Here is a 12541-nt window from a genome sequence, read left to right on the forward strand (position 1 = left end):
GATCTCTGGAGGATCATCCATGAAACCCGTCGGCATCGGCATCATCGGCTGCGGCAACATCAGCGCCGCCTATCTGAAGGCCGCCAGGAGCTTTCCCATCCTCGACATCCGCGCCTTGAGCGATGCGCGGCCGGAGGCGGCCGAGGCGCGCGCCGCCGAGTTCGGCGGCGTCGCGCGATCCGTCGCCGAGATCCTCGCCGATCCCGAGATCGAGATCGTCCTCAACCTCACCATCCCCGCCGCCCATGTCGACGTCGGGCTGCAGATCATCGAGGCCGGCAAGCACGCCTATTCGGAAAAGCCGCTCGGCATCGACTACCGCGACGCCCGGCGCCTGAGCGATGCCGCGGCGGCGAAGGGGCTTCGCCTCGGCTCGGCGCCCGACACGTTTCTCGGCGGCGCGCATCAGGCGGCGCGGGCCTTCGTCGATGCCGGCCATCTCGGCCAGCCGATCGGCGGCACCGCCTTCTTCATGTGCCCCGGCCACGAGCGCTGGCACCCCGATCCCGGCTTCTACTACAAGCGCGGCGGCGGCCCGATGCTCGACATGGGCCCCTATTACATCACCGACCTCGTCAACCTCCTCGGCCCCGTCGCCCGCGTCGCCGGCCTCTCGCCGGAGCCGCGCCGCGCGCGCACCATCGCGAGCGAGCCGAAGAAGGGCGAGACGATCGAGGTGGAGGTGCCGACCCACGTCGCCGGCGCGATCCAGTTCGCGAACGGCGCGGTGGTCACCATGGCGATGAGCTTCGACGTCGCCGCGCACCGGCATCTGCCGCTGGAGATCTACGGCACGGAGGGCTCGCTCGTCGTGCCCGATCCCAATTATTTCGGCGGCGAGGTGTCGTTCCGGGCGAAGGGCGACACGGACTGGAGCCCGGTCGAGGTGACGCTGCCCTATGCCGACGGCAACCATCGCTCGCTGGGCCTCGCCGACATGGCCGCCGCCATCCGCGCGGATCGGCCCCACCGGGCGAGCGGAGAGCTCGCGCTGCACGTCCTGGAGGTGATGGAGGCCTTCGGCCGCTCCAGCGAGACCGGCCGCTTCGTCGAGATCGAAACCGCGCCGGGGCGTCCGGCGCCGCTCAGTGCCGACGCCCCGCTCGATCGTCTGTGATCCCCACCAATCCGAGGAGAAACGCCATGAAGGAAGCACTGATCGTCTGGGGCGGCTGGAGCGGCCACGAGCCGCAGCAATGCGCCGAGATCGTCGGGCAGATGCTGGAGGAGGAGGGCTTCAAGGTCTTCACCGAGAACACGACCGAGGCCTTCGCGGACCCCTCGATCCGCGAGCTTTCGCTGATCGTCCCGATCATCACCATGGCCAAGATCGAGAAGGAGGAGGTGTCCAACCTGCTCGAGGCGGTGAAGGGCGGCGTCGGGCTCGGCGGCTATCACGGCGGCACCGGCGACGCCTTCCGCGACCAGCCGGAATACCAGTTCATGGTCGGCGGCCAATGGGTCGCCCATCCCGGCGACATCATCGACTACCGCGTGGACGTGACGCGCGCCGACGATCCGGTGATGGCCGGCATCGAGAGCTTCGCCTACCGCTCCGAGCAGTACTACATGCACGTCGACCCCTCGAACGAGGTGCTGGCGACGACGCGTTTTGGCGGCGACCATGCCGAATGGATCGACGGCACGGTGATGCCGGTCGTCTGGAAGCGGCGCTACGGCCGCGGTCGCGTCTTCTATTCCTCGCTCGGCCATGTCGCCTCGGAGTTCCAGGTGCCGCAGATGCGTGCCATCCTCCAGCGCGGGCTGGTCTGGGCCGCGGCCTGACCGGGCCTTTCGAACCGCCGCCCCGGCCGGCGGCGGACTGGCCGCCGACCTGGCCCGCCGCCGCCGCCGCCGCCGCCGCCGGAGCGGATTTTCGGCGACGGTAACCGGGCAGGTCGATGACGAGACGGGCGAGGCGGAGCCTCGCCTCGTCCGCTGCGGTCCGCCAGCCGGGCTCCGTCGAAGATCGCCGATCGGGCTGCGAGATGGCGATCCGTCTCGGCAAGGGTGTATGGCGAGACGGGCGAAGCCCGCGACGGCCGTCCTTCTGCGGCGCGCCGCGGGTACTTCCGGGCGAAAACGTGCCGCCGATCCACCCGGTGCCGCGGCGCGCGGGACGACGATGGGGCCGCCGATCATCCTCTCCCCGACCCCCTTCCCGGATCGTCCCTCGCGTGTGCCGATGTCGAAGACCGGCACCCTCTGACCTGCGGAACACGATGACGGATCGGCTCGGGTCGCGGCGGCCTCCGGCCTTGCTTCGTCGTCTGCAATTTCGCTCGAGGCCGACAGGTGGGGCCGTGTCTGCTAGAGCGACAGGGCGAACGCGCGCCGCGCCCTGCCGCGCCCGCCGAAGCTCGATGTTGCCGCGACCATGAGGCAAGCGCTTCTCGTTTGAGGCAAGCTCGGCGGCATCCCGTTGAGGCCATGAAACCAGCCGAGCCGCCCGACGTCGTAAGCGTCACGCTGGATTGCGCCAGGCTCCTGACCTGCCCACCCGGCGCACCGCAAACCCCGTCCCTCGATGGTTCCGGCCATCTGCGAGGCTTGTCGTTGCGCGCTCGAACGGCAAGGGGCCGCAGGGTCCGGGGCGTCGGCAAGGTCGCGTCGGCGCTACGGATACAACTTTAAAAATAATCCATACTTACAATAAATATAACTTAGTATAGCTTCAGCTTACTGGCTGTTGTTAATAATTAATTAGGCATCAGATTGACGCCGAGGTAAGAAATGGGGCATCTATCGGTAGTTGAAACACGGCAGCCTTTGGCGCCCCACTCTCAAGGTCCCATCCCATGAAAATCTCCATCCTCGCCGGTCTCGTCGTCGCCATGTCCGTCTCGACCGCCTTCGCCGGCGGCAACGGCGCCTACATCACGCAGATCGGCCAGACTCATAAGGCCACCGTCACGCAGAGCGGCACCGGTCAGGCCACCTACATCAGCCAGTCTCACGTTAAGAATACTGCTACATCGACTCAGTCGGATGCTCGCAACTATGCCGATATTAAGCAGAACCAACAAGTTGGTGGCACCCTGAACAAGGTCACCTCGACGCAGAAGGGCCAAGATGCGCGTTTTGAGGCGCATCAGGAAGGCTCGAGCAACACGATCACATCGACGCAGGGCGGCCTGGATAACGTTGCTCGTATCGCTCAGGTCAATACGAAGCAGATCGTTACCAACACCCAGACCGGTAATGGCGGTGTGCTGGAAGCCTGGCAGATTGGCGGCAGCAACGAACTGACGAACAAGGACGAGGGCCAGTTGAATTCTACGTCCAGCATTCAGAACGGCACGGGGAACACGGCGACTGCGACATTCGGAGGTTCTTCTCGGGAGAGCAGGTCGGTTTTCCTTCAGCAGGGCAATAGCAACACGGCTTCCAGCACCCAGAATGCTGCCAATGATACCTCGTGGATCCTGCAGTTTGGTGATAATAACGATGGGACTGTGACGCAGAACTAATCACCGCTTGGTGCGTAAGTTACGTCAGCAGTCGGGGCGGCGGCAATCGCCGTCGCCCCGACTGTCGTCTTGAACCACGGAAAGGCCTATCGATGTCGTTTGGTCGTGCGCTCTCAGTTGCTTTGATGTTCTTCGCTTTGCCGGCCGCTGCGCAGGCCCAGCAGTCTCAAGGAGTCGCAAACTCCCTTGGGGGTGAGGCCGCCATCCTGAATGCCCTGAAGGCTCGCGGCGCGGTGCAGGCGGGAGCGCCTCGATCCCAGACTGGTAATTTCGCGTGGATCTCTCAGACCGGCGACAATAATCGTTCGACGATCATACAGCGTGGTGAGGCGAATGTGGCGATCACTTCCATTCGGGGCTCCGGCAACGAAACGTTTCAGGAGCAGCTGGGTGCGCGGAACCGTTCCTCCATCACGGTTTCCGATGGCGACCATAACAGGGTTCAGACTCATCAGGTCGGGTCGGGGAACTACCTCGGACTGACGCTAAGAAACACTGATAATATGTCTCTGGAATATTCTCAGGTCGATAGTGGCATGAATGCCGCAGAGCAGAATATTGTGATTGACAGCAACGCGCAGACTCCTACAGCAATTGTCATTCAACAGACGAAGCGATAGAGAATTGCCGATCGGTAGTCGCTGGCGACAGGAATTGGACATGCGCATCGTTCTTATGGCGGCTCTCGCCGTGCTCTGCTCCGATGCAGCTTCCGCCGGGAACCTGAAATATCAGCCTCAGAACCCGTCCTTCGGGGGTAGTTCGCTGAACGGGTCCGTCCTGCTGGGGCAGGCGGGCGCGCAGAACAAATATGCCGCCGAAGAAAGCCAGCGCAGCAGTGCTTCGAGCCTGCTGAACCAGACGCCGGCCCAGCGGTTCGCCGCGACCTTTCAGCAGCGGCTGTTGTCGAGCGTCGCCGACAACATCACCGACTCCATTCTAGGGCCGAACGCTCGCGAGTCGGGGCGTTTCCAAATCGATGGAACGACCATTCAGTTCCAGCGTGAAGGTAACAACGTAAACCTTACGATCAATGATGGTGTCAACCAGACGTCAGTCATCGTTCCCGTAAGCTTCTGACCATCTTCGAATTGTAACGATGGGCCAGATAGGGTGACCCGAAGCGGGGATAACCTGATAGGTTGCTTCGAAGGTGCCAGGGAACTTGGATTGATGATGTCTCGTTTTCTTCGTGGAGCCAGTCTGCTCGCGCTCTGCCTCGTCATGTCCGGTTGTGCGACCGATGGCGAAGGGGTGAGCCTCGTGGCGATTGCTCCGAAGGTCAGCAACCTGACCCAGGTCGGACTCAAGCTGCGCGATCTTCCGCCGCCGGCTCAGTCCGTCGATATCGCGATCTACGCGTTTCCGGATTTGACCGGCCAGTACAAGGAAAGCGACACCTCCACCGAGTATTCCCGCGCGGTGACGCAGGGCGCCGGCGCGTTTCTCGTCGATGCTCTGCAGCAGGCGGGCAACGGGCGCTGGTTCAACGTGGTGGAACGGGCGGGCCTGCAGAACCTGCTGCAGGAACGCCAGATCATCGCGACGACGTTGCAGCAATACGATCCGAAGGCCACCGGGCTGCCGCCGCTGCGTTTTGCCGGCATCATCCTGGAAGGCGGGATCGTCGGCTACGACACCAACACCTCGACCGGCGGTGCAGGCGCCAAGTTCCTCGGTGTCGGCGGCGACGCCAAGTATCGCAAGGACGTCATCACGGTCAGCCTGCGCGCCATCTCCGTGCAGACCGGCCTCGTCCTCGACAGCGTGACGACGACGAAGACGATCTATTCCATCGCCCTGCAGGGCGGTGCCTATCGCTACGTCGCGCTCAACGAACTCCTCGAGATCGAGGCGGGTGTCACCCGCAACGAGCCGACCACGATCGGCGTGCGCGAGGCGGTCGAGGTCGGCGTGATGGCACTGATCGTCGATGGTGTCCGCAAGGATCTCTGGCAGTTCCAGGACCGGGCGGCGGGCGAGCGGGTCGTGCAGGCCTTCATCGCCAAGGAAGGACGAGGCTCGCGCCTCGCGCCGTCGCAGGTGGCGGCCGTGAACCCCGTGGTGGCACAGGCGCCGAGCGCTCGCAAACCGACCGCCTCCCAGCAGGCCGCGACGGATCGCGTGCTGGCCGCGAGCAACGAGACGGCCGCGGACACCGCAGCTGCCCGTCGCCGCGCCAACACCGTCGCCGGTGCCGACGAGAACGCGCCCGTGCGCAGAGGCCCGACGGCCGGAAACCTCTGATAGAAGGGTCGATCGACCTCGAACGCTTGCCATCGGGCCGTCGTCCCGATCCATGCGGACGTCATTCGAGACGACTTCGGTATCGGTGACGCCCGGCGTTCAGATGGTCGGAGACGACCCGGACGCCTTTTGCAAGTCTGCGACATTTCAAGCCATGGATGGCCGTCGCGCCGATACCCGATCGGCGCGACGGCACCATCGACGGGAACTCGCGGGTTGGCGGCGGATCGCCTCTGCCTCCCACACCGCTCCCGGGGAGGTCCGGGTGACGGTTCCCGGTCTCGTCCGCCCCTGCGGGTCTGCGAGGCAAGGGCGTACGGGCGCCGGGATACCCCGGGATACCCCATCGAGCGACCCGTTTTCACGGCATCGCGCGCACGGGTCCGTCGGCGGCCGAGGGCCGCTGGCGCACGATCGTTTGGAAGCCGAGTTCCCGTCGGTGGCATCCGCGGACGGTTGTTTCGGCAGCGAGACGCCGCAGGAAGGGCCGCTGCCTGGGGCACGGTGCCTGGGATCCGGAACCGGACGAGGGGATCCGAGATCCGAGGGCTGGTGTCTCGACGACGACGGTCGCGCGGCCCCGCACATCGCTCTGTCGGCCGATGCGGTCGCACGCGCCGCCGTCGCCATGGTCCATGATCACCGTCAACGACCGTCGAGCGCGGCCCTTGCCACCAGCGTCGAGCCCATCGTTCGAGATTTCGGTCTCGCGTCGTCTCTCGAAGACGTCGATGACGTTGCAGCGTCTGCTGCGGTGACGCGCGCTCCTCCGCCGCTGCGGCGAACGCCGCATGCGCCGCCGCGCCTGCCGCAGTCCACTGGACCTTACGCCGGCAAGGGAGCGTCTCGGCGTGACGCCATGATCCCATCGGCCGTCAGGCGAACCGCCGCGCCGACCTCTTGAGTGAGGGCAACCCCGGCCGTCCGTCACGATCGACGAAGTAGCCCGCAACCTTCGAACGAGAACCGACCCTCCCTACGGCACGCTCCCCATCGCGCGGTCGGGCGACATCGTCGGCGGGTGGTGCGAGGCGCGCCACCTTCCACTGCCCGTCGTTCGGCCTTGCGGAGACAAGGCGGACTGTGTTGGCGGGTCGCCGCGACATCTCGCTTCGCTCACCGAGTCCGACGGACAAGGATCAGCTTTACGAGCGATTCAAATTTATTGACAAATCGATATGACGTTACTGTGTCACTCACCGGTTTTCAGTGCGATTTCTCGATGGTCCGTAAAATTCAAGCATTTCTCGCGAGGTTGAATTTATGTGCCTTGCGTAGGGTTCCTATCAGACCGGGGAGCCTTCACATGAAAAACTCAGCACTCTTTCTCTCGATGATGATTGCATCCGTGACCTCTGCCACCGCATCCATGGCATCGGAGGTTCATATCTCGCAGGTCGGCCAGTACGAGAGCGTGAGAGCCGCCGTCATCTCTCAGGTCGGCAACCGGCAGGCGAAGGCCGGCGCCAGAGCCTCGATGATCGACGACTATTCCGCTCGCGCCTATCAGGTGGCCTCGAACGACGAGCCGTCGAGTTCGGATCCGGCATCCGATCGCAACGTCATCTCGATGACGCGGATCGGCACCGGACATACCGCGACGTTGCGGCAGGAAGGACAGTCGAACATCATCCTGCTGACGCAGACCGGCACGAACCAGTCGGTCGAAGGGTTTCAGTCAGGCTCCGAAAACTTCGCCGAAATCTCGCAGGGGCAGAGCGACAATCATGCGTCCTTCACCCAATCTGGAACCGGCAACCACGCCGTCATCGTCCAGAACTGACCGGGCCGGCTGACACGCGGGGGAGCGCTTCCCCTTCGCGGTCGACGATGGCTCGCGGAGGCAAGGGCGACGGCCGCCGATCGGTCTTCGAGCGGGTTGGACGAGGAGGCTTGCGCCGTGCCGCAGCTCCGCTGCCATGGCGACGAGCGGACGATTGGACGAGGTCCGAGACCGATCCGCGCGATCCCGCCCGCCAACTTGCCAGCATCACCGAGCGCGATGCCGTCGATCGGCAGGGCCGCGTTCGCGTCGTTTCCGCACGAGATCTGCGTCCACCGGGTCCGGGAACGAACGTCCCGTTCTCCGCATCGGCGCAAGCGCTCGCTCGCCGCGTTGCGTCGTCATTGCGTGAAAGATCAATCGGGAACCAACCTCGGCAGGGTGCGACAGGGGAAGCGCCGTGACGGCCGGAGCGGTCGCGGGCCCCTCGTTCCACGTTCGTCTGCGTCACGCCCCGTTCGGCTCGCGGCGGTGCCGGGCGATGGCGCCGAGCAAGGTGGCCTCGTGGCGGCGCAAGATCCTGGTGAAGGCCACGTCCCCGCGCAGGGCGCGCGCCAGGACGATGGCGCCCTGGATGCCGCAGACCGTCTCCTCCGCGAGTGGCCTCGCCTGCGAAGGCGGAACGTGGCCGGCTTCGAGGCAACGCGCCAATGCCGAAATCCAGCGGGCGAAATAGCCTCCGATCCTCGCCGAGAAGCGGTCGCCGGAGCTGCCGAGGCCGACCCAGCCGACGAGGCACACCCGCCCGCCGGATCGAAAATAGGTCGTCACCGTCTCGATCATCGTCGTGATCGCCCCCGCCGGGTCGTTGGGCTGCTCCAGGGGCGCGAAGACCGCCGCCGTGAACCAGCGGTCGATGTCGGCGAGAACGGCGTCCATCATCTCCTCCTTGCCGCCGGGAAAGAAGTTGTAGAGGCTGCCTTTGCCGAGGCCCGTCGCCTTCGACAGGATCGCCACGCTCGCGCCCTCGAAGCCATGTTCGCGGAAGGCTTCCGCGAGCGCGGGCAGCGCGTCGGCGCGTTCGGTGAGGATGCGCTTGGCGCTCAGAGGTCGAGATCGCCGAGCGAGGGGTGGTCGTCCGGGCGGCGGCCGAGCGGCCAGCGGAACTGGCGTTCTTCCTCGGTGATCGGGCGATCGTTGATCGAGGCGATCCGGCGCGCCATCAGGCCTGCATCGTCGAACTCCCAGTTCTCGTTGCCGTAGGATCGAAACCAGTTGCCGCTGTCGTCGCGCCACTCGTAGGCAAACCGCACGGCGATCCGCCGGCGATCGTGCGCCCACACCTCCTTGATGAGGCGATAGTCCAGTTCCCGCGACCATTTGCGCGTCAGGAAGGCGACGATCGCCTCGCGACCGCTCAGGAACTCGCCTCGGTTCCGCCAGACGCTGTCGGACGTATAGGCCAGCGACACCGTTTCGGGATTGCGGCTGTTCCAGGCATCCTCGGCCATGCGCGCCTTGAGCGTCGCGGTCTCGAAGGTGAAGGGGGGCACGGGTGGTCGAGACATGGCGGCGCCTGCGAAACAAGTTTGTACCTTTCGGTACAAGAGGGCCGACGCGACGTCAACGCGATCCTGCGGCTCATGCGGCAATGGCCGAGCCGGGAACTTCGGGCGAGGGGGCGTCCGGCCATGAAGCCCGACCCTCCCGTCCGGTATGACGAGCCTTTCGGCGCCGAATGCGCTTGGTGCGGGGGGCTCGCTCCCGAACGCTCTACCGGTCGGCGGCGACCCCGCGGTCGGACCTCTGGACGCGGGATGTCGGCGCCGATGGCGGCAATCCCAGATCGCCGAGGTTCTCCGTGCCGCCGGATTGCAGAGCCGCGCCCGCAGCGTCCGGCCGCGTCCGGCCGCGAGCGGTGTGGCCGCTCGCTCGCCAGGCCGAGGTCTCGCTGTCGTCGCGGTAGAGGAGGCCCGCGCCCTCGCTCGCGACCGGGCCGAAGACGCGAAGATCGATCTCTCCGTCCTCGTCAACCGGCACGATCGCACCGGCGCGTGCGAGGAGCGGTGGGTGGCCGAGCGAGGCGCCGATCGCCACTGCCTGGCCACCCGGATGGGGCGAGCCCTCGTTCCCATCGTGCACGCCGCCGGCATGCTCGGGCAGGTACAGGTTGTGCGTCGCCGCGCGCTCTTCCAGCACCGGGGCGACGAGACGGTCGAGGCTCGGCATGACCCTGTCGTGGACCATGCGGGTCGTGCGGGTCTGCGAGAAAGTCCCGACGGGGTGGCCGCATCGTCGGCTGGTTCTTGGCCGTGGCATCCACGGCATGTCGAGCGTGCCGCCGTCCGTCCAGGAGTTCGTCACCATGCGCGGCCGGAGCGCAGAGCTTGGCGAAGCGGCAGAAGAGTTCCGGCGGCGGCCATGGAAGCCGCCGACGTCATGGATGGTGCTGTCATCGCCGCCAAGGCTCATCTATTCCCATTGCGGCGAGCCCATCGTCACCTGCCCGGAACAGCTCGACGTCGGCAAGCCGGCGGGGAATCGCATCCTTCCGTTCGGTTCGCTCCGTCGGATGGCGCTTCCGACGTCGATCAACCGCGCGATCGCTTTTGGTCGGCCCGCGCGCGTTCAAGTTCGGCGTGACGTCGCAAGACAATCCAGACTTGCAATCGGCCTGCGGCGGCAAATGAATTCCGGCATGATTCGATGGGGATTCGTAAGTCTACAAGATATTAAACCAAGATGATTTCAAGTTTCGGAACAGCTAACCATTCTATTCAGTTTGCATAGTCGTCGCCCCGAATGGGTGCAGGCATCCAGTGCCGGGCGAGCGGCATTCAGGGTGCGAAATATAAGAAGCAGCGCCGCCAGGACGTGTGGATCTGCGTGAGTAATCTGTGCGTCAACGTTCGATCGAGCCAACGAAAGCCAGCATGAGCGAACCTTGTCGCCTGTCCGACCAGCCGAACTCGGCGTTGGAGCCGCTTTCGTTTCAGAAGATCTTCGACATGCTCCCCGTCGGAGCGATGACCTGTAATCTCGACACGTTCGAGATCGACTACGCCAATCCCTATTCCATCGAACTCCTGCATTCGATCCGGGAAACGCTCGGCATCGATCCCAACGAGATCGTCGGCACGTCCATCGACGTCTTCCACAAGAACCCGCTCCACCAACGCTCGCTTCTCTCCAAGTCCGAAAATCTTCCCCACAAGGCGCGGATCCGGTTCGGAGAGGAATGGCTGGACCTCCACATCCATCCGCTCCCCGATTCCACCGGGCGGATCAGCCGGGCATTGCTCGTCTGGGCCATCGCCACGGCGGAGGTCGCCAAGGCGCGCGAGGAGTACCGGCTTCTGCGCATGATCGACAACATGCCCGTCGCCGTGATGACGGTCGATCCGGTTTCCTTCGCCATCACCTATCTGAACGAGACCTCCAAGCGCACGCTCGGGCAGATCGAAACCCTGCTGCCGATCAAGCCGAGCGAACTGCTCGGCGCCTCGATCGACGTTTTCCACAAGAACCCGGCGCACCAGCGCGGGCTGCTCTCCGATCCCGCCAATCTGCCGCATCGCGCCAAGATCAAGCTCGGTCCCGAAGTGCTGGATCTCCAGGTTTCGTCGGTGACGGCAACGGACGGCACCTATCTCGGGCCGATGCTGACATGGTCGGTCATCACCCAGCAGGTGGCGGCCGAGGCCCGCATCCACCAGCTCGCCCATTTCGACACGCTGACGGGCCTTGCCAACCGCAACACCTTCCGCGAGCATCTGGAAGCGAGCCTTCTGAAGCCCGCCGCCCAGGTCGCGCTCCTCTTCATCGATCTCGACGGCTTCAAGTTCGTCAACGATTCCAACGGACATCTCGTGGGCGACAAGCTGCTGCGACGCGTGGCGGATCGTCTGCGCCTGCACTGCGACGCCAGCAATGTCCTGGTGGGGCGCCTCGGCGGCGACGAGTTCGCCATCTCGATCGAAGGCGGCGACGTCGCGGAAGCCAGCCGCCTGTCCCAGGCCCTCATCCGCGAGATCGTCGAACCCTATCAGATCGAAGCCGATCGCCGCCTCTCGATCGGCGCCTCCATCGGCATCGCCGTGTCGCCCGATCACGGCACGACGTCCGAGATGCTTCTGTCGCGCGCCGACATGGCCCTCTACGCTGCCAAGGCCGCCGGCAAGAAGACCTTCCGCGTCTTCTCTCCCGATCTTGAGAAGCGCCTGCACGAGCGGGTTCGTCTCGAGGCCAAATTGCGCCAGGCCTTGGGCGCGATGGACGGGCTGTTCCTGTTCTATCAGCCGATCATCGACATCGCGACCGGGCACACGACGGCACGCGAGGCGCTCATCCGCTGGCATCACGGGGCACGCGGCTGGATCCCGCCGAGCGAGTTCATCCCGATGGCGGAGGACAGCGGCCTGATCGATCAGCTCGGCATCTGGGTTCTCGGTCAGGCCTGCCGCGAGGCCGCGACCTGGACGGACGGCGCCCGCGTCGCCGTCAACGTCTCGGCCAAGCAGCTCGGCAAGGGCGTTCTCGCCCATCACGTGCTCGAAGCCCTCGTGTCGAGCGGCCTCGAACCCGGACGGCTGGAGATCGAGGTCACCGAGAGCGCGCTCCTTTCCAACGAGCTCGACTGTCTTTCGGATCTGAGGCGGGTGCGCGATCTCGGCGTGCGCGTCGCGCTGGACGATTTCGGCACGGGCTTTTCCTCGCTCGCCCATCTCCGGTCGTTTCCCTTCGATAAGATCAAGATCGACGGGTCTTTCGTGCGCGACGCCGTGCACCGCGCCGACTGCGCCGCCATCGTCGGCGTTCTCGCGGATCTGGGAAACCGTCTCGGCGTCACCACCGTCGCCGAAGGGGTGGAGACGCAGGCCCATCTCGATCTCGTCACCGCCGAGGGCTGCACCGAGGTCCAGGGCTACCTCCTCGGCCGCCCCGTTCCCTCGCCAGCCGACGCGGAGGCCGTCGCGCGGCTGAACGCCCGCCCCTCGGCGGACGGCAAGGCCAAGGCCTCCTGACGACATTGCCCTTGCGGCGTCTCCGCGGCTCTGCTGCCACGGCCTAAGGGATCGCCGCCCGAGCGCCGTCCGCCTGT

At 65.3% G+C, this 12541-nt stretch carries 12 protein-coding genes; 9 read left to right on the plus strand and 3 right to left on the minus strand.

Features of this window, described 5'->3' with window-relative positions:
* Positions 1-19 precede the first annotated feature (19 nt).
* From GGR04_RS20125 to GGR04_RS20155, 7 genes are all read left to right on the plus strand, one after another.
* Positions 20-1117: a Gfo/Idh/MocA family protein gene (locus tag GGR04_RS20125; protein WP_183201879.1), complete on the plus strand. Its 1098-nt coding sequence runs from the start codon at positions 20-22 to the stop codon at positions 1115-1117.
* 26 nt (positions 1118-1143) lie between these two features.
* Positions 1144-1785, plus strand: a complete 642-nt coding sequence (locus tag GGR04_RS20130) for a ThuA domain-containing protein (RefSeq protein WP_183201881.1) — start codon at positions 1144-1146, stop codon at positions 1783-1785.
* 1013 nt (positions 1786-2798) lie between these two features.
* Positions 2799-3470 (plus strand): hypothetical protein, encoded by a 672-nt coding sequence (locus tag GGR04_RS20135; protein ID WP_183201883.1) that lies wholly within the window; start codon positions 2799-2801, stop codon positions 3468-3470.
* Between the two features lie 92 nt (positions 3471-3562).
* Positions 3563-4090: a hypothetical protein gene (locus GGR04_RS20140; RefSeq protein ID WP_183201885.1), complete on the plus strand. Its 528-nt coding sequence runs from the start codon at positions 3563-3565 to the stop codon at positions 4088-4090.
* 40 nt (positions 4091-4130) lie between these two features.
* Positions 4131-4550, plus strand: coding sequence for a curli assembly protein CsgF (locus tag GGR04_RS20145; RefSeq protein WP_183201887.1), 420 nt, complete (start codon positions 4131-4133; stop codon positions 4548-4550).
* Between the two features lie 183 nt (positions 4551-4733).
* Positions 4734-5717 (plus strand): CsgG/HfaB family protein, encoded by a 984-nt coding sequence (locus GGR04_RS20150; RefSeq protein WP_312857495.1) that lies wholly within the window; start codon positions 4734-4736, stop codon positions 5715-5717.
* 1222 nt (positions 5718-6939) lie between these two features.
* Positions 6940-7500 carry a hypothetical protein gene (locus GGR04_RS20155; protein WP_183201893.1) on the plus strand — a complete coding sequence of 187 codons (561 nt, stop codon included), beginning with the start codon at positions 6940-6942 and terminating at the stop codon, positions 7498-7500.
* Positions 7501-7947: 447 nt separating this feature from the next.
* On the opposite strand, the gene GGR04_RS20160 is transcribed toward GGR04_RS20155, so the two are convergent.
* The 3 genes from GGR04_RS20160 to GGR04_RS20170 all read right to left on the minus strand — a co-directional run bounded on the left by GGR04_RS20160 (position 7948) and on the right by GGR04_RS20170 (position 9669).
* A complete protein-coding gene (locus tag GGR04_RS20160) occupies positions 7948-8547 on the minus strand; it encodes a TetR/AcrR family transcriptional regulator (RefSeq protein WP_183201928.1) in 600 nt (199 codons plus the stop codon).
* Positions 8544-9008: a nuclear transport factor 2 family protein gene (locus GGR04_RS20165; RefSeq protein ID WP_183201895.1), complete on the minus strand. Its 465-nt coding sequence runs from the start codon at positions 9006-9008 to the stop codon at positions 8544-8546. The genes GGR04_RS20160 and GGR04_RS20165 overlap by 4 nt, the downstream gene beginning before the upstream one ends.
* 205 nt (positions 9009-9213) lie before the next feature.
* Positions 9214-9669 carry a hypothetical protein gene (locus GGR04_RS20170; protein ID WP_183201897.1) on the minus strand — a complete coding sequence of 152 codons (456 nt, stop codon included), beginning with the start codon at positions 9667-9669 and terminating at the stop codon, positions 9214-9216.
* Between GGR04_RS20170 and GGR04_RS20175 the strand changes: the two genes are divergently transcribed.
* Entirely contained in the window at positions 9668-10186 is a 519-nt protein-coding gene (locus GGR04_RS20175; protein WP_183201899.1) for a hypothetical protein, read from the plus strand. The two genes, GGR04_RS20170 and GGR04_RS20175, sit on opposite strands and share 2 nt — an antisense overlap.
* A gap of 187 nt (positions 10187-10373) precedes the next feature.
* A complete protein-coding gene (locus tag GGR04_RS20180; protein ID WP_183201901.1) occupies positions 10374-12464 on the plus strand; it encodes a putative bifunctional diguanylate cyclase/phosphodiesterase in 2091 nt (696 codons plus the stop codon).
* Positions 12465-12541: the final 77 nt, after the last annotated feature.

The organism is Aureimonas pseudogalii (assembly GCF_014196835.1).
GTDB classification, from domain to species: domain Bacteria; phylum Pseudomonadota; class Alphaproteobacteria; order Rhizobiales; family Rhizobiaceae; genus Aureimonas; species Aureimonas pseudogalii.

Coding starts and splice junctions, on each gene's coding strand:
- GGR04_RS20125 (WP_183201879.1), top strand. CDS start 20: ATGAAACCCGTCGGCATCGGCATCATCGGCTGCGGCAACATCAGCGCC.
- GGR04_RS20130 (WP_183201881.1), top strand. CDS start 1,144: ATGAAGGAAGCACTGATCGTCTGGGGCGGCTGGAGCGGCCACGAGCCG.
- GGR04_RS20180 (WP_183201901.1), top strand. CDS start 10,374: ATGAGCGAACCTTGTCGCCTGTCCGACCAGCCGAACTCGGCGTTGGAG.
- GGR04_RS20135 (WP_183201883.1), top strand. CDS start 2,799: ATGAAAATCTCCATCCTCGCCGGTCTCGTCGTCGCCATGTCCGTCTCG.
- GGR04_RS20145 (WP_183201887.1), top strand. CDS start 4,131: ATGCGCATCGTTCTTATGGCGGCTCTCGCCGTGCTCTGCTCCGATGCA.
- GGR04_RS20175 (WP_183201899.1), top strand. CDS start 9,668: ATGACCCTGTCGTGGACCATGCGGGTCGTGCGGGTCTGCGAGAAAGTC.
- GGR04_RS20140 (WP_183201885.1), top strand. CDS start 3,563: ATGTCGTTTGGTCGTGCGCTCTCAGTTGCTTTGATGTTCTTCGCTTTG.
- GGR04_RS20155 (WP_183201893.1), top strand. CDS start 6,940: ATGGTCCGTAAAATTCAAGCATTTCTCGCGAGGTTGAATTTATGTGCC.
- GGR04_RS20170 (WP_183201897.1), bottom strand. CDS start 9,669: ATGCCGAGCCTCGACCGTCTCGTCGCCCCGGTGCTGGAAGAGCGCGCG.
- GGR04_RS20165 (WP_183201895.1), bottom strand. CDS start 9,008: ATGTCTCGACCACCCGTGCCCCCCTTCACCTTCGAGACCGCGACGCTC.